At 35.3% G+C, this 21,066-nt stretch carries 20 protein-coding genes and 2 tRNA genes; 17 read left to right on the forward strand and 5 right to left on the reverse strand.

All coding sequences use genetic code 11. From position 1 onward, the window contains the following. Nucleotides 1-5 precede the first annotated feature (5 nt). The 4 genes from HMPREF1195_RS09125 to rlmH all read right to left on the reverse strand — a co-directional run bounded on the left by HMPREF1195_RS09125 (nucleotide 6) and on the right by rlmH (nucleotide 3,042). A complete protein-coding gene (locus tag HMPREF1195_RS09125) occupies nucleotides 6-764 on the reverse strand; it encodes a response regulator transcription factor (RefSeq protein WP_003009229.1) in 759 nt (252 codons plus the stop codon). Then, nucleotides 761-2,101: a sensor histidine kinase gene (locus HMPREF1195_RS09130; protein WP_003009231.1), complete on the reverse strand. Its 1,341-nt coding sequence runs from the start codon at nucleotides 2,099-2,101 to the stop codon at nucleotides 761-763. The genes HMPREF1195_RS09125 and HMPREF1195_RS09130 overlap by 4 nt, the downstream gene beginning before the upstream one ends. 346 nt (nucleotides 2,102-2,447) lie before the next feature. Next, a tRNA-Arg gene (locus HMPREF1195_RS09135) sits at nucleotides 2,448-2,521 on the reverse strand. A 41-nt stretch (nucleotides 2,522-2,562) separates the two neighbouring features. Further along, entirely contained in the window at nucleotides 2,563-3,042 is a 480-nt protein-coding gene (rlmH, locus tag HMPREF1195_RS09140; protein ID WP_003009233.1) for a 23S rRNA (pseudouridine(1915)-N(3))-methyltransferase RlmH, read from the reverse strand. Between the two features lie 204 nt (nucleotides 3,043-3,246). Between rlmH and HMPREF1195_RS09145 the strand changes: the two genes are divergently transcribed. From HMPREF1195_RS09145 to HMPREF1195_RS09165, 5 genes are all read left to right on the forward strand, one after another. Then, a complete protein-coding gene (locus HMPREF1195_RS09145; RefSeq protein WP_023920001.1) occupies nucleotides 3,247-4,428 on the forward strand; it encodes a serine protease HtrA in 1,182 nt (393 codons plus the stop codon). A 71-nt stretch (nucleotides 4,429-4,499) separates the two neighbouring features. Then, nucleotides 4,500-5,261 (forward strand): ParB/RepB/Spo0J family partition protein, encoded by a 762-nt coding sequence (locus HMPREF1195_RS09150; protein ID WP_023920003.1) that lies wholly within the window; start codon nucleotides 4,500-4,502, stop codon nucleotides 5,259-5,261. A 268-nt stretch (nucleotides 5,262-5,529) separates the two neighbouring features. Beyond that, on the forward strand, nucleotides 5,530-6,888 hold the full coding sequence (dnaA, locus tag HMPREF1195_RS09155; protein ID WP_003009237.1) for a chromosomal replication initiator protein DnaA: 1,359 nt from the start codon (nucleotides 5,530-5,532) through the stop codon (nucleotides 6,886-6,888). A gap of 159 nt (nucleotides 6,889-7,047) precedes the next feature. Further along, complete coding sequence (dnaN, locus tag HMPREF1195_RS09160) at nucleotides 7,048-8,184, forward strand: DNA polymerase III subunit beta (protein ID WP_021154169.1); 1,137 nt, start codon at nucleotides 7,048-7,050, stop codon at nucleotides 8,182-8,184. A gap of 12 nt (nucleotides 8,185-8,196) precedes the next feature. Continuing rightward, on the forward strand, nucleotides 8,197-8,388 hold the full coding sequence (locus HMPREF1195_RS09165) for a DUF951 domain-containing protein (RefSeq protein WP_003002008.1): 192 nt from the start codon (nucleotides 8,197-8,199) through the stop codon (nucleotides 8,386-8,388). Between the two features lie 35 nt (nucleotides 8,389-8,423). Here HMPREF1195_RS09165 and HMPREF1195_RS09170 read toward each other — a convergent pair whose 3' ends face one another. Beyond that, the gene (locus HMPREF1195_RS09170) at nucleotides 8,424-8,921 is read right to left on the reverse strand and encodes a DUF1307 domain-containing protein (RefSeq protein ID WP_023920004.1); all 498 of its coding nucleotides are present in this window, start codon (nucleotides 8,919-8,921) and stop codon (nucleotides 8,424-8,426) included. A 178-nt stretch (nucleotides 8,922-9,099) separates the two neighbouring features. On the opposite strand from HMPREF1195_RS09170, the gene ychF reads away from it, so the two are divergent. The 12 genes from ychF (at nucleotide 9,100) to HMPREF1195_RS09225 (ending at nucleotide 21,039) form a co-directional block, all read left to right on the forward strand. After that, complete coding sequence (ychF, locus tag HMPREF1195_RS09175) at nucleotides 9,100-10,215, forward strand: redox-regulated ATPase YchF (RefSeq protein WP_003010773.1); 1,116 nt, start codon at nucleotides 9,100-9,102, stop codon at nucleotides 10,213-10,215. Nucleotides 10,216-10,283: 68 nt separating this feature from the next. Next, the gene (gene pth, locus HMPREF1195_RS09180; RefSeq protein ID WP_021154173.1) at nucleotides 10,284-10,853 is read left to right on the forward strand and encodes an aminoacyl-tRNA hydrolase; all 570 of its coding nucleotides are present in this window, start codon (nucleotides 10,284-10,286) and stop codon (nucleotides 10,851-10,853) included. 4 nt (nucleotides 10,854-10,857) lie between these two features. Next, on the forward strand, nucleotides 10,858-14,352 hold the full coding sequence (mfd, locus tag HMPREF1195_RS09185) for a transcription-repair coupling factor (RefSeq protein WP_023920005.1): 3,495 nt from the start codon (nucleotides 10,858-10,860) through the stop codon (nucleotides 14,350-14,352). A 68-nt stretch (nucleotides 14,353-14,420) separates the two neighbouring features. After that, nucleotides 14,421-14,687 (forward strand): RNA-binding S4 domain-containing protein, encoded by a 267-nt coding sequence (locus tag HMPREF1195_RS09190; protein ID WP_003002258.1) that lies wholly within the window; start codon nucleotides 14,421-14,423, stop codon nucleotides 14,685-14,687. Then, the gene (locus tag HMPREF1195_RS09195; RefSeq protein ID WP_003009251.1) at nucleotides 14,680-15,048 is read left to right on the forward strand and encodes an FtsB family cell division protein; all 369 of its coding nucleotides are present in this window, start codon (nucleotides 14,680-14,682) and stop codon (nucleotides 15,046-15,048) included. The genes HMPREF1195_RS09190 and HMPREF1195_RS09195 overlap by 8 nt, the downstream gene beginning before the upstream one ends. A gap of 3 nt (nucleotides 15,049-15,051) precedes the next feature. Then, nucleotides 15,052-15,180 carry an SP_0009 family protein gene (locus HMPREF1195_RS11360; protein ID WP_003009253.1) on the forward strand — a complete coding sequence of 43 codons (129 nt, stop codon included), beginning with the start codon at nucleotides 15,052-15,054 and terminating at the stop codon, nucleotides 15,178-15,180. After that, the gene (locus tag HMPREF1195_RS09200) at nucleotides 15,173-16,438 is read left to right on the forward strand and encodes a serine hydrolase (protein ID WP_023920006.1); all 1,266 of its coding nucleotides are present in this window, start codon (nucleotides 15,173-15,175) and stop codon (nucleotides 16,436-16,438) included. The genes HMPREF1195_RS11360 and HMPREF1195_RS09200 overlap by 8 nt, the downstream gene beginning before the upstream one ends. Then, a complete protein-coding gene (tilS, locus tag HMPREF1195_RS09205) occupies nucleotides 16,438-17,712 on the forward strand; it encodes a tRNA lysidine(34) synthetase TilS (RefSeq protein ID WP_023920007.1) in 1,275 nt (424 codons plus the stop codon). Before HMPREF1195_RS09200 ends, tilS begins: the two co-directional genes overlap by 1 nt. Before the next feature lie 4 nt (nucleotides 17,713-17,716). Next, nucleotides 17,717-18,259 (forward strand): hypoxanthine phosphoribosyltransferase, encoded by a 543-nt coding sequence (hpt, locus tag HMPREF1195_RS09210; protein ID WP_021154179.1) that lies wholly within the window; start codon nucleotides 17,717-17,719, stop codon nucleotides 18,257-18,259. Nucleotides 18,260-18,269: 10 nt separating this feature from the next. Further along, entirely contained in the window at nucleotides 18,270-20,243 is a 1,974-nt protein-coding gene (ftsH, locus tag HMPREF1195_RS09215; protein WP_023920009.1) for an ATP-dependent zinc metalloprotease FtsH, read from the forward strand. 91 nt (nucleotides 20,244-20,334) lie between these two features. Further along, nucleotides 20,335-20,406: transfer RNA gene (locus HMPREF1195_RS09220), tRNA-Glu, on the forward strand. Between the two features lie 153 nt (nucleotides 20,407-20,559). Then, on the forward strand, nucleotides 20,560-21,039 hold the full coding sequence (locus tag HMPREF1195_RS09225; RefSeq protein ID WP_023920010.1) for a hypothetical protein: 480 nt from the start codon (nucleotides 20,560-20,562) through the stop codon (nucleotides 21,037-21,039). Nucleotides 21,040-21,066 lie beyond the last annotated feature (27 nt).

Below are 21,066 nucleotides of genomic sequence, written 5' to 3' on the forward strand. Positions count from 1 at the left end.
AATTGTCAAGCACTAAATTCTAAATTTTGCTCTTCAATTAATTTTTTGGCACGTTTGATATTGCTTCTTGAGATTGGACAAGAATAGCCTTCTTTCAACAGTAGCTGTTTCTTTTTCTTATCCATTCCAATGATCATACTTCTATTCACGATAAAAGATTGATGGGGACTGAAATATCTCTCCTCCACATCTTTCTCCAAGACATCTGATAAACTTCCCGCAATTTCTTTTTGAAAATTTTTCCCAACTAAGTTTAATTTATAAGCCGAACCAACAGTTTCAATATAAAGAATATCCTTAAATGGAATTTTTATCTTTTTATCCTTAAAGTCATACTCAAAATAATCTGTCAAATCATCATTTCCAATTTGAATAGTCGTTAGATACTCAATACACTCCTTAATTTTTAATCTAAATAAATCTTCATTCAAATTTTTATCAATAAAATCTAAGGCAGATACTTTATAACGATAGGTAATCGAAGCAAATTCTGATTTTGTAGTAATAAAAACAATAATGGCATAAGGATTTGCTTCTCGTATTTTTTGAGCAATTTCCAGCCCACAATACTCATTGTCTTGGATATGAATATCTAGAAAATATAATTGGTGGATATCCGAATGCTGGATATAATTTTCAAATTCCGAAATTTTACCGGTAGAAATCACTTCAAGTTTAATTTCTAATTCCTTAGCAATTTCTGCAATATGTTTTTCTACCCGTATCTGTTGAGAGAGCTCATCTTCTAATAAAAAAATCTTCATTCTTGTTCGTATCCTCCAATCTTCAAAACTTGTAAAAAACGATTTCCTTGCAATTCCGTTTCTAAAAACATCGTTCCATAATTTGCTAAGATTTTTCTCACATTATTTAATCCTAGTCCTCTATTTTCTCCTTTTGTCGAATAGCCTTCTTCATATATTTTTCTAATATCAAAAGTGATTTCATTTGTTGTATTATGAATCACTAAGTAAACAATTTTTGAAATAGAGAAAATAGCAATATGAACTTTCTTTTCTTCTGCTTCTTTTGAAGCTTCCAAAGCGTTTGTCACCAGAATCCCAACGATTCTCACGATATCTAATAAATCAACTGGTAGTTGCTCGATTGGTTCACTCGTTTCAAAGGTCATTTCCACCCCAGCATCTCTTGCATCCAACCAGCCTCGAATCAAAATACTTCGTAAAGCAGAATCTTTGATATTGACCAAGTTGAATCCTGATAATGCTTCTGTATTGATCTCTTTATAACCTTTTTCCAATACTTCTCTATGGATTCTCTGTATTTCTGGAATATTTTCTTCCTCAATAGCTAATGACATAGAAATAACTAAATTTCCCAAATCATGACGAAATCCCCTAACAATAGAATAGAGACTTTGAATTTCAGCCATATACCGACTCATTTGTTGCTCAGAAAATTCTTTATACTCCAGTTCTAAATTTTTACGATACTGATCTCGCTCGATTTTCATATGGAATAAGCTGACTACAAAAGAGAAAAAACAAATCGTTGCCAACATACTCCCAAAATTTTTAAATTGCGCTTGTTCACTAATCCATAAAGCAAAATTAATCACTACAAATATAGCAAAATAAACACAGATGAGTCTCTTTAAATATTTTTCAAATTCTTTCTCATAAAAAGGAGTGAAATCAAATTCAAATAAGTCAATTAACTTCAAAATGATTCCTAAAGAGACCAAACGAATGCACATATTGTAGACAATCGAGTAAGCTGCTACAACAGCATCTCCCAACACTGAAGAGACAATTATCGTCAGAAAAGTTGCTGTTCCTTCAACCGCTAAATAAGTAAAAAAAGAATAAAAAATGGCGCACAAGCGATTCGTCCGATTGGCATAATGATAATAAGGATATAAATAAACCGGCCATAAGAGCATATTTAAATCAGAGAGTCGAATATTTGAAAATAAAGTCACATCTAAAAATACTAAGAGACTTTCAAAAAGAAGAACAAAGGTGCTCAGCAGAAAGATAAATGCAAATTGATGTTCCTGATAGATTTTTTCGTCCACTAATGCAAACGTCAGAACAATGATCCCTCCCAAGAGAAAAGACAAGATTAATGACTGAATCACACAAACTCTCCCACTTTTTTCTATTTTATTATACTCTAGTATTATTATAAAAAAATAAAATTTTATATACAAAAAATTATAATATAAAATAGCCTAAAATTAAAGGGAATCGGTAAAATTGTAATGTTTTTAATGTTTTTGTTACATGAATGAAAACTATTTTACACAATTTATATAATCTACACTTTGCACTATATAGGGATTGTTAGTTCTTTTTTTTAAATATTCCTAATAAATCATTTCATTACTATTTGTATATAGTGAAGTATACAAAAATTAATAGATAATGAAAAATTATACATTTTTACATAAAAGAAAAGATGCAGCAAAAGCTGCATCTCTCATTTGATCCCAGCAGGATTCGAACCTGCGACCGTTCGCTTAGAAGGCGAATGCTCTATCCAGCTGAGCTATGAGACCGACTTACTTCATTTTAGCAGAAAAAGGAAGGAGCGTCAAGGTTATTTATGGTAAGGACTCCCCTGTTGAATCATGAAAGCACGATAGATTTGTTCCACCAACACTAATTTCATCAACTGATGAGGAAGAGTTAATTGACCAAAGCTCATTAATAGATTTCCTCTTTTTTTCACTTCAGGAGACAGACCAAGACTGCCTCCAATAACAAAAGTAAGGTTTGAATAACCAGATGTCATAATCTGGTCAATCGTTTGACTAAATTTCTCTGAAGGAAATTGTTTTCCTTCGATGGCTAATACAATCACATATTCCTTATCTGAAATCTTAGAGAGAATTCGTTCCCCCTCTTTTTCAAGGATTTGTTGATTTTCGAGTTGACTGGCACGATCTGGAGTTTTTTCATCAACTAACTCAACCTGTTCTACTTTTGCAAATCGACCAAGCCTTTTAATATACTCCGCGATCCCATCTTTTAAGTATTTTTCTTTTAATTTTCCAACGGTTATCAATTTAATTTTCATTCCCCTATTGTAGCATAATTCTTCAATTCCACAAATAATCCACAGCTATAGAAAGGAAATCTATTCTATAAAGTCCTTTTTAAAGCCATTTCTCAACTAAATTCTACAAGTTATCCACAATTTGTGGATAACTTTAGTTATTTAAGATATAATTAAGAAAGTTTTTCTATACTTTAGACAATTTGATATCCTTAGGAGGAAAATATGAAATCTTCATCTAATTTACTGAAAAAACTCGGAAACATAACCCTCATTTTCGTTGTAGGTTTTCTAGGTGGGATTCTTGGAACCTTTTTAACCTTACAAACCTCTCATTCTTCTACTTCAAATACTGAAAGTAAGCAAGTACACTCAACCACTGTTAAAACAGCTTATAAAAATACAACCTCAACTAGTGAGGCCGTAGACAAGGTGAAAAATGCTGTGGTTTCTGTGATTACTTATTCTGATTCTTCGAATCAAGGGCTATTTGAAAAAGAAGAAAACTCTGACTCACAAATTTCTAGTGAAGGTTCTGGGGTCATTTATAAAAAAGAAGGAAAATATGCCTACCTTGTTACCAACACCCATGTAATCAATGGTGCTAAAAAAGTAGACATTCTTTTAGCAGATGGTAATAAAGTCCCCGGAGAAGTAGTTGGGTCAGATGTCTATTCTGATATTGCAGTAGTTCGCATCAGTGCGGATAAAGCAAAGGCAGTAGCTGAATTCGGAGATTCAAACCAATTAACAGTCGGTGAGACTGCAATTGCAATTGGTAGCCCTCTTGGAACAGATTATGCTAATTCTGTTACTCAAGGGATCATTTCTAGCCAAGGTCGCAATGTGAATTTGAAAGCTGATAATGGACAAAATATCTCTACACGCGCTCTACAAACAGACGCAGCCATCAACCCAGGAAACTCTGGAGGTCCATTAATCAATATTCAAGGACAAGTCATCGGGATTACCTCAAGTAAAATTTCAAATAACGGACAAACTTCAGTAGAAGGAATGGGATTTGCTATTCCTGCAAATGATGTTGTCAATATTATCAAGCAACTAGAAGAAAAAGGAAAAGTAGTTCGACCAGCTCTTGGAATCCAAATGATGGATTTATCCAACCTTTCAACTTCTGATTTAAGCCAATTAAAACTTCCTGAAAAAATCTCTGGAGGAGTACTGGTTCGTTCAACACTTGAAAATATGCCTGCTTCAGATAAATTGCAACGTTATGATGTCATCACAAAGATCGATGATACAGATATCGAGTCAACGGCAGATTTACAATCCGCCCTCTATTCTCACCAAATCAATGATACGATCAAGGTCACATTCTATCGTGATGGAAAACAACAAACAACTTCTATCAAGTTGACAAAATCAACTGAGGATCTGAGCGATTAACTTTCACTTTCTTGACATACTTGTAAACACACCTTTACGAATTTGTAAAGGTGTGTTATTCTATTCATAAGATGGAAAAATTAGAAAAAATAGCGGTAAAGGACATTCGAACCAATCCTTTCCAACCAAGAAAAGTATTTGATCAAGAAAAATTAGAAGAACTGGCTCAGTCAATCAAAGAAAATGGCTTAATTCAACCAATTATTGTCAGAAAATCTCCAATAATTGGTTTTGAATTGCTTGCAGGTGAAAGACGTTTTAGAGCTTCAAAAATTGCTGGATTAGAGCTTGTTCCTGCGATTATTAAAGAGTTAACAGATCAAGAAATGATGCGACAAGCCATTATTGAAAATCTTCAACGAGAAGATCTCAATCCAATTGAAGAAGCTATCTCCTACCAGAAGCTAGTTGATCATGGCTATAAGCACGACCAAATCGCTCAATTTATGGGGAAATCTAGACCCTATATCAGCAATATGCTTCGCTTGTTACATCTAGCTCCCTCTGTTCAAGAAGCAGTCATTCAAAATGATATTTCTTCGGCTCACGCGCGTGTTCTTGTTCCTCTTGATGAAGAAGAGCAGCGCTTTTGGTTGGAGCGAATCAAACAGGATCATTTAAATGTTCGAACATTAGAAAATAAGATCAGTTCAAAAAGAAAACAGAAAAATAAAAAAGCAAAAGAGAGCTTCCTACTAGAAGAGGAACAACGATTGAAAAAAATATTAGGAACAGATGTGACGATACACTCCTCTTCTCAAAATAAAGGAACTATCCAAATTTCTTTTTCTAGTCTTGATGAATACCAACGAATTATCAACAGCCTTAAATAAGGCTGTTATTTTTATTTTTTGTATTGACAAGCTTTTCCACCATAAAAATCTTTTGTAAATAGCAGAAAAATAAGGATATTCACTAGTTATCCCCACTTTGTGGATAACTTTTAAAAACAATGTGAATTTAAATCCACAACTTGTGGAAAAAGTTTAAAACTATAATTTAATTTCATGAAATTTAGCCTGTGGAAAACTATTTTTGTTTGTGGTAGAATAGGAGTACGTATGATTTGATACAATTCAAGAAAAGGAGGGAAGTCTGATAGTGTCACAAGAAGAGCAATTTTGGTCTCGTTTTTTAGAATTAGCCCAATTACAACTAAAAGATAGTGCCTATGATTTTTTTGTCGCCGATTCAAAATTAGTAAAAATCGATGGAGAGACGGCTACCATTTATCTTGATGGAAATTATAAAGAATTATTTTGGGAAACAAATCTAAAAAATGCTTTGATCACAGCCAGCTTTGAAGTCTACAATACAGATTTGAAGTTCCATTTCGTTTTTGAAGATACCGAAGAAATTCCTAGTAGTCATAGCAGTGAGAACAGGAGATTATCTTCAGGTAGCTTAACAACCGAACCGTTGCCTAAAATTGATACAGGCCTGAAATCAAAGTACACCTTTGATAATTTTGTGCAAGGGGATGGAAATATTTGGGCGAAAGCAGCAGCGCTTGCAGTTTCTGAAAATCTTGCAACAACATACAACCCTCTCTTTATCTATGGTGGACCAGGGCTTGGAAAGACTCACCTATTGAACGCAATTGGAAATCAAATCCTAGAAAATATTCCAAATGCACGGGTTAAGTATGTCCCAGCAGAAACCTTTATTAATGAATTTTTAGAACACCTTCGATTAGGAGAAATGAAGACGTTCAAGAATACCTATCGAAGTCTTGATCTTTTACTAATCGATGATATCCAGTCACTTGGCGGGAAAAAAGTCACGACTCAAGAGGAATTCTTTAATACCTTTAATGCTCTCCATAGCGACAACAAACAGATTGTTCTAACAAGCGATCGAAGTCCGGATCATTTAGATAGTCTTGAAGAGCGGCTGGTTACTCGTTTCAAATGGGGACTAACGCAAAATATAACACCACCTGATTTTGAAACTCGGATTGCCATCTTACGAAATAAAATTGAAGATCTAGATTATATTTTTCCTAATGACACACTAGAATATCTAGCTGGTCAGTTTGATTCAAATGTCCGAGACTTAGAAGGTGCCTTAAATGATATTTCTTTAATGGCGAAGGTGAAAAAACTAAAAGAAATTACGATCGATGTTGCAGCTGAAGCTATTCGAGCTCGTAAAAACGATAATAGCAAGACGCTTGTCATCCCCATTGAAAAAATTCAGGAAGCAGTTGGAGCCTTTTATGGAGTCAGTGTAAAAGAAATCAAAGGTTCGCGAAGAGTTCAGAATATTGTCCTAGCACGACAAGTGGCCATGTATCTTTCAAGAGAGATGACGGACAACTCACTTCCTCGAATAGGAAAAGAATTCGGTGGGAAAGACCATACGACTGTCATTCATGCCTATGAAAAAATTAAAAGTATGGTCGACACAGATGATAATCTACGACTCGAAATTCAAAGTATCAAGAAAAAGTTAAATTAATCTGTGGATAACTTCCTCTAAACTTCTAGGGGTTATGCACAATTTTTAAACAAGTAACTTTTCAAGTCATAGACAGGATTCTGAGAGTTTTCCACAACTTCCACACAATCTACTATTACTATTAATTTACTAATCATAAAATAAATAAAAGGAATGACCATGATAAATTTTTCTATTAACAAAACTTTATTTTTACAAGCACTAAATACTACCAAAAGAGCGATCAGTTCAAAAAATGCTATCCCAATCCTTTCCACGATTAAAATTGATGTCACTCCAGAAGGAGTTGCCTTATCTGGATCGAATGGCCAAATTTCAATTGAAAACTTTATTTCTATCAAAGATGAAAATGCTGGTTTATTGGTGACCTCTCCAGGTTCTATTTTATTAGAAGCAACTTTCTTTATTAATGTGGTTTCAAGTTTACCAGATGTTACTTTAGATTTTAAAGAGATTGAACAAAAACAGGTTCTTTTAACAAGTGGAAAATCAGAAATTACACTTAAAGGAAAAGATGCAGATCAATATCCACGTATTCAAGAAATTGCTGCAAGTAATCCATTAGTTTTGGAAACAAAATTATTAAAACAATTAATTAATGAAACAGCATTTGCAGCAAGTGTACAAGAAAGTCGGCCAATTTTGACAGGTGTTCACTTTGTTCTATCGGATAATAAAGAGCTAAAAACAGTAGCAACAGACTCTCACCGTATGAGTCAAAAAGTGATTACACTGGAGAAAAATGGAGACAACTTTGATGTTGTCATCCCAAGTCGCTCTCTTCGTGAATTCACCTCTGTCTTTTCTGATGATATTGAAACAGTTGAAGTTTTCTTTGCAAACAATCAAATTCTCTTTAGAAGTGAACACATTAGTTTCTATACCCGTTTGCTAGAAGGAAATTATCCTGATACAGACCGTCTCATTCCAACAGAATTCAATACAGAGGCAACCTTCAATGTGGCCAACCTTCGATTTGCAATGGAGCGTGCTCGTCTTCTTTCAAATGCGACTCAAAACGGAACGGTTAAATTAGAGTTCAAAAATGGAGTGGTTTCTTCCCACGTTCATTCACCAGAAGTTGGGCGAGTAAATGAAGAGATCGATACGAGCGCCGTTTCAGGAGAGGATTTGTCTATTAGCTTTAATCCAACTTATTTGATTGAAGCGCTCAAAGCTATTGACAGTGAACAAGTTGTTATTCGTTTTATTTCTTCTGTTAGACCGTTTACATTGGTTCCAGAAGGAAATGAACAAGGGTTCATTCAATTGATTACGCCAGTTCGCACAAATTAACAAAGGTGAATCATGTATACGTTAGGTGATTTTGTAGAAATGAAAAAGCCTCACGCTTGTGTGATTAAAGAAACAGGCAAAAAGGCAAATCGTTGGGAAATTACGCGACTTGGTGCAGACATAAAAATCAAGTGTAGCAATTGTGATCATGTGGTCATGATGAGTCGCCATGATTTTGAACAGAAAATGAAGAAAGTACTATAAAAGGTTCAGTCACTTATGTGACCGAACCTTTTCGATTATTTTAATTCTTCAAATTTTCCATTTTTAACTTCTTTGAAACCACCCTGTTTCATCATATCAAAAGTTGATTTGAAGCTGATATAGTCGACTTTTTTATCTTTTTGTGTCGTTACTAATTTCTTTTCAATTAGCTGATCTAAGTCTGCCTTTTCATAATTTAGTGTTGTTTTTTCAACCATATAATCATCTTTATATTCAGCAGAATGTGTGAATCCTTTGACATCTTTGTATTCTTCATCATATTTATCGATCATTTCCTTTAATTGATCTTTCGTAACTCCCGCCTCTTTGTAATAAATAGTAGTGGTGGTTTGGTTACTGATCGCTTTATCACCTTTATGTTCTAGTGTAATACGAACATCTGTTTTCTTTTCTTGGTTGATTGCCTGAAGATAGGATTTTTGAACAGATTGTTGTCCACAAGCTCCAAGAAGAAAGAGCGTAAAGATAGCGATTAAAGAAAGAAAAATAGATTTCCATATTTGTTTTTTCATCTGAAAAACTCCTTTGTTCATTGTTAAATATAGTATATCATTTTTATCTTTTTAGAACGTTACAGTTTGATGAAAAAATCTAGTTTCAAAGGTCATGAAATATTTTATTTTTCATTACTTGTCTTTTGAATTATGTTATAATAAAAGAGATTGAAATTTGAACGGAGAAAAAAGAAAAATGGCATTAACAGCAGGTATCGTTGGCTTACCAAATGTTGGTAAATCAACCCTATTTAACGCAATTACAAAAGCAGGAGCAGAGGCCGCAAACTATCCCTTTGCAACCATTGATCCAAACGTCGGGATGGTAGAAGTTCCAGATGAACGCCTCCAAAAATTGACGGAAATGATTACTCCTAAGAAGACAGTTCCGACTACTTTTGAATTTACAGATATTGCTGGGATTGTGAAAGGGGCTTCTAAGGGAGAAGGACTTGGTAATAAATTCTTGGCCAATATCCGTGAAGTAGATGCCATTGTCCATGTAGTGCGTGCTTTTGATGATGAAAATGTCATGCGGGAGCAAGGTCGTGAAGATGCCTTTGTTGATCCACTGGCAGATATTGATACCATCAATTTAGAATTAATTTTAGCCGACTTAGAGTCTGTCAATAAACGCTATGCGCGTGTAGAAAAAATCGCTCGTACACAAAAAGATAAGGATTCTGTTGCGGAATTTAATGTTCTACAAAAAATCAAACCAGTTCTTGAAGATGGTAAATCAGCTCGGACCATTGAATTCACGGAGGAAGAACAAAAAGTGGTGAAAGGACTTTTCCTTTTGACTACCAAACCAGTTCTTTATGTAGCCAATGTGGATGAAGATGTTGTTGCAGATCCAGATTCTATCGAGTATGTGAAGCAAATTCGTGACTTTGCGGCAACAGAGAATGCGGAAGTCGTGGTGATTTCTGCGCGTGCTGAGGAAGAAATTTCTGAGCTAGATGATGCAGATAAACAAGAATTTTTAGAGGCAATTGGCCTAACAGAGTCTGGAGTTGATAAACTCACGCGTGCAGCTTACCACTTGTTGGGACTTGGCACTTATTTCACAGCTGGTGAAAAAGAAGTGCGTGCTTGGACCTTCAAACGTGGTATGAAAGCTCCTCAAGCTGCTGGAATCATCCACTCTGATTTTGAAAAAGGATTTATTCGTGCCGTGACCATGTCCTATGATGATTTAGTTAAATACGGTTCTGAAAAGGCTGTAAAAGAAGCAGGACGCTTGCGCGAAGAAGGAAAAGAATATGTTGTCCAAGACGGGGACATCATGGAATTCCGTTTTAATGTATAAGATAGTTAAAAAAATGTAAAGGTTGGAAAAAATATTTCCAACCCTTTTAGTGTTTTGAAAGGAAAGAGATGACGAAATTAATTGTTGGATTGGGAAATCCAGGTGATAAGTATTTTGAAACGAAACACAATGTAGGCTTTATGTTAGTTGATCAAATGGCAAAGTCTTTAAATCTTACTTTCTCCCATGATAAGATTTTTCAAGCTGATATCGCCTCAACATTTTTGAATGGAGAAAAGGTCTATTTTGTAAAGCCGACCACTTTCATGAATGAGAGTGGAAAAGCAGTCCATGCCCTTCTGACTTATTATGGTCTGGATATTGAAGATCTTTTGGTTATTTACGATGATTTAGATATGGAAGTTGGTAAGATTCGTCTTCGAGCGAAAGGATCAGCTGGAGGTCATAACGGAATCAAATCGATTATCAATCATATTGGAACTCAGACTTTTTATCGAATTAAGATTGGAATTGGAAGACCTAAGCAGGGCATGTCAGTTGTTCATCATGTATTAGGAAAATTTGATAAAGGCGATTACATCACTATTCTACAAACAATCGATCGAGTAGAAGAAGCGGTTAACGATTACTTGGTAGAAGAAAATTTTGAAAGAAGCATGCAGAAATACAACGGGTAAGTAGATGAATGTAATTGATTTAGTGAGTCAAAACTCCAACCTTCTATCCTGGCAACAAGGTTTGCAAAAAAATAATAGGGAATTGATCTTAGGATTATCTGCGACCACAAAGGCTATTGTAATGGCTTCAGTCTTTGATTCTATTGAAAAAGCAGTCCTCATCACTTCCAGTTATAACGAAGCAGAACGATTGGCCAGTGATTTTATTGCCTTACTTGGAGAAGAGAAAGTCCATACATTTTTGGGAGATGATAACCCTTTAGCAGAATTTGTTTTTGCTTCACAAGAAAGGCAATTTGCACGATTAGAGGCTTTGAACTTTTTATGCCAAGAAGATCGTCAAGGCATCCTTGTGACCAATGTGAGTGGTATAAAACTACTATTACCTTCTCCTAAAGTTTTTGCATCTAGCATTTTTCAATTGAAGGTTGGTCAAGAAATAGACTTAACTACTCTGAGTGAAACATTACAGAAAATTGGCTACCAAAAGGTGAGCCAAGTTTTGCAACAGGGAGAGTTTAGTCTACGAGGAGATATTTTAGATATCTTTGAGATCGACCAACTCCAACCCTATCGGATTGAATTTTTCGGAGATGAGATTGATGGAATCCGAATCTTTGACCCAGAAAGTCAGCGTTCTGTTGAAAATGTTGAAGAAGTTCAACTGAAGGCAGTGAGTGATCTATTGTTGCAAGAGGAAGATTTTATCCGTGGTCAGCAGCAAATAGAACAATTGCAAGAACAGAGTGCAAATGAAGAATTTAAATCTTATCTAGCAGAAATTCTGGGAGATATTTCTCAAAGGAAACTCCATCCGGATCTTAGGAAATTTATTAGTTTCTTTTACAAAAAGCAATATACCCTATTCGATTATCTCCCTAAACATACTCCAGTCTTTCTGGATGATTATCAAAAAATAGCAGACCAAATAGCGAGATTTGAACTAGATACAGCTAATCTCTTGACGGAAGATTTACATAAAAATAGAGCTTCTTCTCGCCAAGTGTATTTTGCAGACACCAGTACAACATTACGAAAATATACGCCTGCAACTTATTTTTCAAACTTTCAAAAAGGATTAGGAAATCTGAAGTTTGATCATTTGTATCAATTCAATCAATATCCCATGCAGGAGTTTTTTGGACAATTTGATTTACTAAAAGAGGAAATTGAACGGTATCGAAAATCAAACTATACTGTTATTGTCCAAGCAACTTCTCATCACAATCTTCAACAGCTCCATAAAAATTTAGAAGAGTATGGGATTCGATTAGATTATATTGATGGGGATACGATCATTCCTCAAGCTAGTCAATTAGTCGTTGGAGGATTAGCTCACGGTTTTCAATTTGTTGATGAAAAAATTGTCTACATTACAGAATCAGAGATTTATCAGAAAAAGATCAAACGAAAGATTCGCAGGCAAAATATTTCCAATGCAGAACGCCTAAAAAATTATAATGAATTGGAAAAAGGGGACTATGTTGTTCACCAAGTTCATGGTATTGGTCAATATTTGGGAATTGAAACGATTGAAATTTCGGGTGTCCATCGTGATTATGTTTCAATTCAATATCAAAATGGAGATCGCATCTCGATTCCTGTCGATCAGATTCAGATGTTGTCCAAATACGTTGCAAGTGATGGAAAAACGCCAAAAATTAACAAGTTAAACGATGGGCGTTTCCAAAAAACGAAGCAAAAGGTTCAGACCCAGGTAGAGGACATTGCGGATGATTTGATAAAACTTTATGCGGAGCGTAGTCAATTAGAAGGCTTTGCCTATTCCCAAGATGATGAAAATCAAGAGGCTTTTGAACAAGATTTTCCATATATTGAAACAGATGACCAATTACGTTCCATTGAAGAAATTAAAAAAGATATGGAATCGAATCGTCCGATGGACCGATTGCTGGTTGGAGACGTCGGTTTTGGAAAAACAGAGGTCGCTATGCGAGCAGCCTTTAAGGCAGTAAATGATCATAAACAAGTAGCAGTGCTGGTTCCTACCACTGTTCTTGCCCAACAACATTATGCCAATTTTAAGGAGCGTTTTGAATCTTTTGCAGTAGAGGTTGCTGTTTTAAGTCGTTTCCAGAGTAAGGCAGAGCAGAAAGAAACGCTTGAAAAGTTGAAAAAAGGACGAGTGGATATTATTATTGGAACTCACCGTCTCTTGTCCAAAGATGTTGTTTTTTCAGACTTAGGTTTAATCGTGATCGATGAAGAACAACGTTTTGGAGTGAAGCACAAAGAAACCTTGAAAGAATTGAAAAAAAAGGTGGATGTGCTTACCTTGACAGCTACCCCTATACCTCGAACTCTTCACATGTCTATGCTAGGAATTCGAGATTTGTCTGTCATCGAAACACCTCCGACCAATCGGTATCCTGTGCAAACTTTTGTATTAGAGACCAATCCAACCATTATTCGAGACGCTGTGTTGCGGGAGATGGATCGTGGAGGACAAGCCTATTATCTTTACAACAAGGTAGATACAATTGAACAAAAGGTGTCTGAATTAAAAGAGTTGATTCCAGAGGCTTCGATTGGCTTTGTTCATGGTCAGATGAGTGAGGTTCGCTTAGAAAATACCCTGTTGGATTTCATTAATGGCGAATACGATGTCTTAGTGACGACAACCATTATTGAGACAGGTGTGGATATTCCAAATGCCAATACGCTCTTTATTGAAAATGCGGATCATATGGGACTTTCAACGCTTTATCAACTAAGAGGTCGTGTGGGACGAAGCAATCGAATTGCTTATGCCTATTTGATGTATCGTCCAGACAAATCTCTTACAGAAGTGTCTGAAAAACGTTTAGAAGCGATTAAAGGTTTTACTGAGTTGGGGTCTGGATTTAAAATTGCTATGCGAGATTTATCGATCCGTGGAGCAGGGAATATCCTTGGAGCTTCTCAATCTGGTTTCATCGATTCAGTTGGTTTTGAAATGTATTCTCAATTGTTAGAAGAAGCTATTGCTAAGAAACAAGGCCAAGAGCATCGTCGGCAAAAGAGCAATGCAGAGTTGAACCTTCAAATAGATGCGTATTTACCTAATGAATATATTTCAGATCAACGTCAAAAAATTGAAATTTACAAACAAATTCGTGAAATGAATTCTACAACGGACTATGAATACTTGCAAGATGAATTGATTGATCGTTTTGGAGAATACCCAGATGTTGTGGCCTATCTACTTGAAATTGGTTTAGTGAAAGCTTACTTAGATCAAGTCTTTGTCCGTCTTGTTGAGAGAAAACAACAAAAAGTGACAGTGAAATTTGAACCTATTGCCAAACAACTGTTTTTAACACAGGATTATTTCAAAGCTCTGTCAATGACACAGTTGAAGGCACAGATTGCAGAAGAAAAGGGATTGATTGAAGTGATCTTTGATATTCGAAACAAGAAAGATTTTGAAATTTTAGAAGCTCTGAAGCAATTTGGTCAAACCTTATTGGAAATTAAACAGGAAAAAGAAGAGAACTAGCAGTTCTCAGCTCATTTTTCGCATTTTATGTATAAAAAATGATACAATACTATGTTAGAGGTGACAGTATGAGATTAGATAAATATTTAAAAGTTTCTCGCATTATTAAGCGTCGCCCTGTTGCAAAGGAAGTTGCAGATAAAGGGCGGATCAAAGTTAATGGAGTATTAGCCAAAAGTTCAACGGATTTGAAAGTGAATGATCAAATTGAAGTTCGTTTTGGAAATAAAGTATTGACGGTTAAAGTCTTGGAAATGTTGGATAGTACAAAAAAAGAAGATGCATCCAAAATGTACGAAATAATTAGTGAAACAAGGATAGAAGAAGATGCCTAAAAATATCGTTCAAATGAACAATAAATATATCAAAGACGAAAGTCAGCGAAAACGTTTTTTAGAAGAAGAAAGAAAAAAACGCAATCGTTTTCTGGGGCTCGTTTTGATATTGGTCATGTTATTGTTTATTCTTCCAACTTATAATTTAGCCCAGAGCTATCAATCGCTACAAGATAAAAAAGAACAATACAAACAGTTGGAAAAAGAGTATAAAGAAACAAGTGAACAAAAAGAATACCAACAAGACATCGCTAAAAAATTAAAAGACGATGATTATGCAACAAAATATGCACGCGCTAAGTATTCTTTTTCAAAAGATGGTGAATATGTTTATACCATCCCAGATTTACTCCCCCAATAACCGATGGAAAATATCTTACAAACAGTTAAACAATTCCTTGAATTTTCGGATGAAAAATTAGAGGAATTAAAAAAGAAAAACCAAATGATTAAACTTCAAAAGGATGAAAAGGAAAGGAATACAGGTGTCTAAACGATTTCTGCTCCTATTGTTAGTTCCAATTTTATTTATTGGGTCTCAAGCAGCGAGTATCGAGCAGTCTGAGTCTTCTCAGACAATGGCTCATCCATCAGAACTTTATTTTTCTTCAATTCCAGCGAACCCGAATGTCTATCGCAAAATTTCTGTTTTTTCTGATCCTCAGTTGAAAAAAGCAAAAGGAGAAATTCTTCCCAACACACCGTTTACAATCGAACAACTCTTTGTAAATGATGAAGGGAAAGCTGTATTTAAAATAGCAGATAAAGGATATGTATTAGCAGATTCTTCTGTCATTTTTTCTGATGTTGTACAAGAAACACAAGAAAAAAAACAAGACATGTGGCTAAAACCTGGTTTTAAAGTGTATGACCGACCCTTAATAAATGGTGCAAAAGAAAAAAATACACCTCTTTCTCCTTATACAAAAGTGACAGTCTTACGTACAGCTAAGACTTTACGAGATGAATTTGTGGAGATTGAAGGTCAGGGCTGGGTGAACAAACCATTCGTTACTGAAAAAGATAATCGAATGGAAAAAGTCCAGGACTTGTTAAATAGTAAATACAATTCTCCTTCGTATGGAATCTATGTAAAACAATTAGAGACTGGAAATACTGCTGGAATCAATCCGCAAAAAGAAATGTATTCTGCCAGTGTAACGAAATTACCATACTTGTACTACGTCCAAGAACAGCTCAAGAAAAAAGCCATTTCTCCAACTACAACCTACAAATATATTCCAGAAGTCAATGATTTCAAAGGTGGCTATGAACCAGAAGGAAGTGGTAGCCTTTCAAAAACACCAGATGGAAAAGAATATAGTGTTCAAGAGTTGGTAGATAAAATTGCAAAAGAATCAGATAATGTTGGACATAATATCTTGAATTATTATGTCACTCATCAATCAGATCAAGACTTCCAAAAAACTTTGGATAAAATTGCAAAGAAACATTGGGATGTTGAAAAAAGAGAAGCATCCGCTGAAATGGCTGGCAATGTCATGGAGGCTGTCTATCAACAAAATGGCTCTATTATTGATGCACTCTCCTCTACAAAATATGATGATCAACGGATTGCGCGTGACCTTCCAGTAAAAGTTGCTCATAAAATTGGAGATGCCTATGATTTTAGACATGATGTTGCGATTGTATACACAAATTCACCCTATGTACTAGTCGTTTTTACAGATCATTCGAATTATGATACGATTTCCAACATTTCAAAGGATATCTATGAGGTATTGAAATAATGGAAAAGCGATTTTTAGAGTTTTGTGAAAAACAAGATCTATTTACTCCCCATCGCCGTGTTTTAGTTGCCTTATCTGGTGGATTGGATTCAATGAATCTGTATGAACTTTTATATAAGAATAAAGAACGATTGAAAATCCATCTGGTACTCGCTCATATCAATCATGGACAAAGACCAGAATCAGATTTAGAAGAAAGTGAACTTCGAACGCTAGCTGATAGGCGAGAGACACGTATTCATGTGGCTCACTATTCGGGTGATTTTACGGAAGCAAAAGCTCGTACCTTTCGTTATGATTTTTTTAAACAGATTATGGAGAAAGAAGATTGCACTGCTTTAGTAACAGGTCATCATGCAAATGATCAAGCTGAAACAACTTTCATGCGCTTGATACGAGGAACAAAATTACGCCATTTAAGTGGCATTCCTGTACGCCAACCATTTGGCAAGGGTGAGCTAATCCGTCCTTTGTTAATTTTTACCAAAGATGAGTTGATGGAAATCCCTCACTTTGAAGATAGTAGCAATGACTCACAGGACTATTTCCGAAATCGTGTACGCCATCAATACCTTCCTGAATTTGAAAAAGAAAATCCTCAAATGCAAGCAAGTCTTCGTTATTTAGCAGAGGAAGTGACTCATTGGCACCAAGCCCTGAAAGAATTGACTAGCGAGTTAAGTATTCAAGATTTAGCTTCTTTTAGAACGTATTCTGATTCTGTACAATCATTCTTATTAGAAGAGTATTTGGCACAATTTCCAGATTTGCAACTTGGTAGGGTACAGTTTCAAGAATTATTAGATTTACTGCGAAAAAAAAGAAATTGCGTTCATTATTTAAAGTCGAATTATGAACTACATCAAGAATATGATTTCTTTGAAATACAAAAAATCAGTCAAAAGTCGGATGACCAACCCCTCCCATTTTTGTTAGAATTTGGGAATATTTTTGAAATTGCAAATTATAAACTATCTTTTGGACAACCATTAGTAGGGGAAAATGTAGAAATTCTTTCTGTTTCACGCGAAACTCCCATCTTAATTAGAAGGAGAAAGGAAGGAGATCAGCTGCTTGTTAATGGCCACCATCAAAAATTAAGGCGGTGGTTTATCAACCATAAAATTCCAATTTCTCTTCGGCAAAAGGCTCTCATTATAGAACAGAATCATAATATTCTTTCTGTAGTGGGATTGGTAACGAGTGATTTGAGTAAGCCCTCAAAAAGTGGTATAATGAAAGATGATCTTTATATTCAAAAAATAGATAGGTAAAAACATGTTAGAAAAAGATATAAAAAAAGTATTGGTTTCACATGATGAAATTGTAGAAGCAGCAAAGAAATTGGGGGAAACCCTAACAAAAGAGTACCAAGGAAAAAATCCAATTTTTGTTGGAATTTTGAAAGGCTCTGTTCCATTTATGGCAGAGTTGATCAACCACGTGGATACACATATTGAATTGGATTTTATGCTGGTTTCAAGTTATCATGGTGGTACAGCAAGCTCAGGTATTATTAATATTATCAAGGATATCGACCAAGATATTACTGGTAGAGATATTTTATTTGTAGAAGATATTATCGATACAGGTAAAACCCTCAAGAGTCTAAAAGAACTCTTTGAAGAACGAAATGCAGGATCTGTGAAGATTGCTACCTTACTGGATAAACCTGAAGGACGTTTGGTTGAGATTGAAGCAGATTATACCTGCTTTACGATTCCAAATGAGTTTGTTGTAGGATATGGTTTAGACTATGATGAAAATTATCGTAACCTACCCTATGTTGGTGTATTAAAAGAGGAAGTGTACTCAAAATAGAGGAGACTAGATGAATAACAGAAAAAATAACGGTTTTGTTCGAAATCCATTTCTGTATTTGTTGATTATTGTAGCGGCTGTGACAGGGTTCCAGTACTTTTTTGCGGGTAATGGAGTTGGTCAAAGTCAGCAAATCAACTACACAGAATTGGTCAAAGAAATTAAAAATGATAATGTAAAAACGATCAGTTACCAACCAAATGGTAGTGTGATTGAAATTGCAGGGACCTATAATAAAGCTAAAGAATCAAAAGATGATACAGGAATTCAATTTTTTACCCCAAGTGTTCAAAAAGTATCTCGCTTTACTAGTGTCATCCTTCCATCTGACATCACTGTCAATGAATTACAAAAATTAGCAGCTGACCACAAAGCGGAAATCACTATCAAACGTGAAAGCTCAAGTGGCATGTGGATAACCATTCTGACTTCAATTGTTCCATTTGTTATCGTCATGTTCTTCTTCTTCTCAATGATGAACCAAGGCGGTGGCGGAGGTGCCCGCGGTGCCATGAACTTTGGTCGTAATAAAGCCCGCGCTGCTAATAAAGAAGATATTAAAGTTCGTTTTTCAGATGTAGCAGGAGCTGAAGAAGAAAAACAAGAACTTGTTGAAGTTGTTGAATTTTTAAAAGATCCAAAACGCTTTACTAAATTGGGTGCAAGAATCCCAGCAGGTGTGCTTCTTGAAGGCCCTCCCGGAACTGGTAAAACCCTTTTAGCAAAAGCAGTAGCTGGTGAAGCTGGAGTGCCATTCTTCAGTATTTCTGGTTCTGACTTCGTTGAAATGTTTGTCGGAGTCGGCGCTAGCCGGGTTCGTTCACTTTTTGAAGATGCTAAAAAAGCAGCACCAGCCATTATCTTTATCGATGAAATTGATGCTGTTGGGCGCCAACGTGGTGTAGGTCTTGGTGGCGGAAATGATGAACGTGAACAAACCCTTAACCAGCTCTTGATTGAGATGGATGGTTTTGAAGGCAACGAAGGAATCATCGTGATCGCAGCAACCAACCGTTCTGATGTTCTTGACCCTGCCCTTCTTCGTCCTGGCCGTTTTGACCGTAAAGTATTGGTTGGACGTCCAGATGTGAAAGGTCGTGAGGCGATTCTTCGTGTTCACGCTAAGAATAAACCACTTGCTCAAGATGTCGACTTAAAACTGGTTGCTCAACAGACACCAGGATTTGTCGGTGCTGATCTTGAAAATGTTTTGAACGAAGCAGCCTTGGTAGCGGCTCGTCGAAATAAAAAAGTAATTGATGCTGCTGATATCGATGAAGCAGAAGATCGTGTTATTGCAGGTCCATCTAAGAAAGATCGGACGATTTCACAAAAAGAACGAGAAATGGTTGCTTATCATGAAGCTGGTCATACGATCGTTGGTCTTGTCTTATCAAATGCTCGTGTGGTTCATAAAGTTACCATTGTTCCACGTGGTCGCGCAGGCGGTTACATGATTGCCCTTCCTAAAGAAGATCAAATGTTACTTTCTAAAGAAGATATGAAAGAACAATTAGCAGGGCTCATGGGAGGACGTGTTGCCGAAGAAATTATTTTCAATTCGCAAACAACAGGTGCTTCAAATGATTTTGAACAAGCAACCCAAATGGCGCGTGCGATGGTAACAGAATATGGTATGAGTGAAAAACTTGGACCGGTTCAATATGAAGGAAATCATGCGATGTTTGGTGCCCAAAGTCCACAAAAAATGATTTCAGAACAAACAGCTTACGAAATCGATGAAGAAGTTCGTGGTCTGTTGAATGAAGCCCGTAATAAAGCTGCGGAAATTATTCAAGGAAATAGAGAAACGCATAAACTGATTGCCGAAGCTCTATTAAAATATGAAACCTTGGATAGTGTCCAAATTAAATCATTATACGAAACAGGAAAAATGCCCGAAAATTCAGAACATGAATTAGAAGAAGAAGCAAAACCTCTATCCTATGATGAGATTAAGTCAAAATTAGAAGAAAACAACTAATTTAAAAGAAGGAAAATATTTCCTTCTTTTTTTATTAAAAAAGTGTTGACAGAGTAAAAATATTCTGTATAATAGAATATGTTGTAAAAATGGTCCGTTGGTCAAGGGGTTAAGACACCGCCTTTTCACGGCGGTAACACGGGTTCGAATCCCGTACGGACTATCGATAAACTGTCACCAAGTGGCAGTTTTTTTGTGTATTTGACCAAAATAGTTAAAATAATAACCAAATAGTTAAAAAAACGTGCAGAATAGAAAAAAAGTCCAATAGGCTTCTTTATTTTTATAAAATACAGATAAAAGTAAAGGAGAGCTTATGGAATTTAATAAAATGTATCAAAAAGTAAAATATATCGTAAGAAAATGTGAAAAAGAATATTATATTCAATTATGGGAAAAAGATGATTGGGAACAAGAAGGTCAGCTAACTCTGTTTGAACTTTATCAAAAGAATCCTGAAATTGAAACAAATGAAGAATTACTTTATACATATTTCAAAACAAAATTTAGTAATCATATTAAAGATAAAATAAGACAACAGGAAAGTGATAAAAGAAAAATTAATAGACTTCCATATATTGAAATTGGGGAAATTAGCCACAGAATTTCATCAAGAAAAATGTATTTAGACGAACTGGTAGTTCTAAGAGATTCTTTAAAGGATTTTAAAGAAAAATTAACAGTAAAAGAAAAAGAACAATATGAAGCATTACTAACAAACAGAAGATGTCAAGGAAAAGCAAAAATGAAAAAGAAATTAGAAAACTATCTAAAGGATTTTAAAAATTCCATTTAAAAACTGATAGTTAACAGTGATTAAAAA

Origin of the sequence: Streptococcus parasanguinis CC87K (assembly GCF_000507765.1) — a bacterium.
In the GTDB taxonomy this organism is placed as follows: Bacteria; Bacillota; Bacilli; order Lactobacillales; family Streptococcaceae; genus Streptococcus; species Streptococcus parasanguinis_J.

Bases quoted from the DNA above. Each gene is read 5' to 3' on its own strand.
- HMPREF1195_RS09125 (WP_003009229.1), bottom strand. From the start codon at position 764: ATGAAGATTTTTTTATTAGAAGATGAGCTCTCTCAACAGATACGGGTA.
- rlmH (WP_003009233.1), bottom strand. From the start codon at position 3,042: ATGAAAATTAAATTGATAACCGTTGGAAAATTAAAAGAAAAATACTTA.
- HMPREF1195_RS09145 (WP_023920001.1), top strand. From the start codon at position 3,247: ATGAAATCTTCATCTAATTTACTGAAAAAACTCGGAAACATAACCCTC.
- HMPREF1195_RS09150 (WP_023920003.1), top strand. From the start codon at position 4,500: ATGGAAAAATTAGAAAAAATAGCGGTAAAGGACATTCGAACCAATCCT.
- dnaN (WP_021154169.1), top strand. From the start codon at position 7,048: ATGATAAATTTTTCTATTAACAAAACTTTATTTTTACAAGCACTAAAT.
- HMPREF1195_RS09165 (WP_003002008.1), top strand. From the start codon at position 8,197: ATGTATACGTTAGGTGATTTTGTAGAAATGAAAAAGCCTCACGCTTGT.
- HMPREF1195_RS09170 (WP_023920004.1), bottom strand. From the start codon at position 8,921: ATGAAAAAACAAATATGGAAATCTATTTTTCTTTCTTTAATCGCTATC.
- ychF (WP_003010773.1), top strand. From the start codon at position 9,100: ATGGCATTAACAGCAGGTATCGTTGGCTTACCAAATGTTGGTAAATCA.
- pth (WP_021154173.1), top strand. From the start codon at position 10,284: ATGACGAAATTAATTGTTGGATTGGGAAATCCAGGTGATAAGTATTTT.
- mfd (WP_023920005.1), top strand. From the start codon at position 10,858: ATGAATGTAATTGATTTAGTGAGTCAAAACTCCAACCTTCTATCCTGG.
- HMPREF1195_RS09190 (WP_003002258.1), top strand. From the start codon at position 14,421: ATGAGATTAGATAAATATTTAAAAGTTTCTCGCATTATTAAGCGTCGC.
- HMPREF1195_RS09195 (WP_003009251.1), top strand. From the start codon at position 14,680: ATGCCTAAAAATATCGTTCAAATGAACAATAAATATATCAAAGACGAA.
- HMPREF1195_RS11360 (WP_003009253.1), top strand. From the start codon at position 15,052: ATGGAAAATATCTTACAAACAGTTAAACAATTCCTTGAATTTTCGGAT.
- tilS (WP_023920007.1), top strand. From the start codon at position 16,438: ATGGAAAAGCGATTTTTAGAGTTTTGTGAAAAACAAGATCTATTTACT.
- hpt (WP_021154179.1), top strand. From the start codon at position 17,717: ATGTTAGAAAAAGATATAAAAAAAGTATTGGTTTCACATGATGAAATT.
- ftsH (WP_023920009.1), top strand. From the start codon at position 18,270: ATGAATAACAGAAAAAATAACGGTTTTGTTCGAAATCCATTTCTGTAT.
- HMPREF1195_RS09225 (WP_023920010.1), top strand. From the start codon at position 20,560: ATGGAATTTAATAAAATGTATCAAAAAGTAAAATATATCGTAAGAAAA.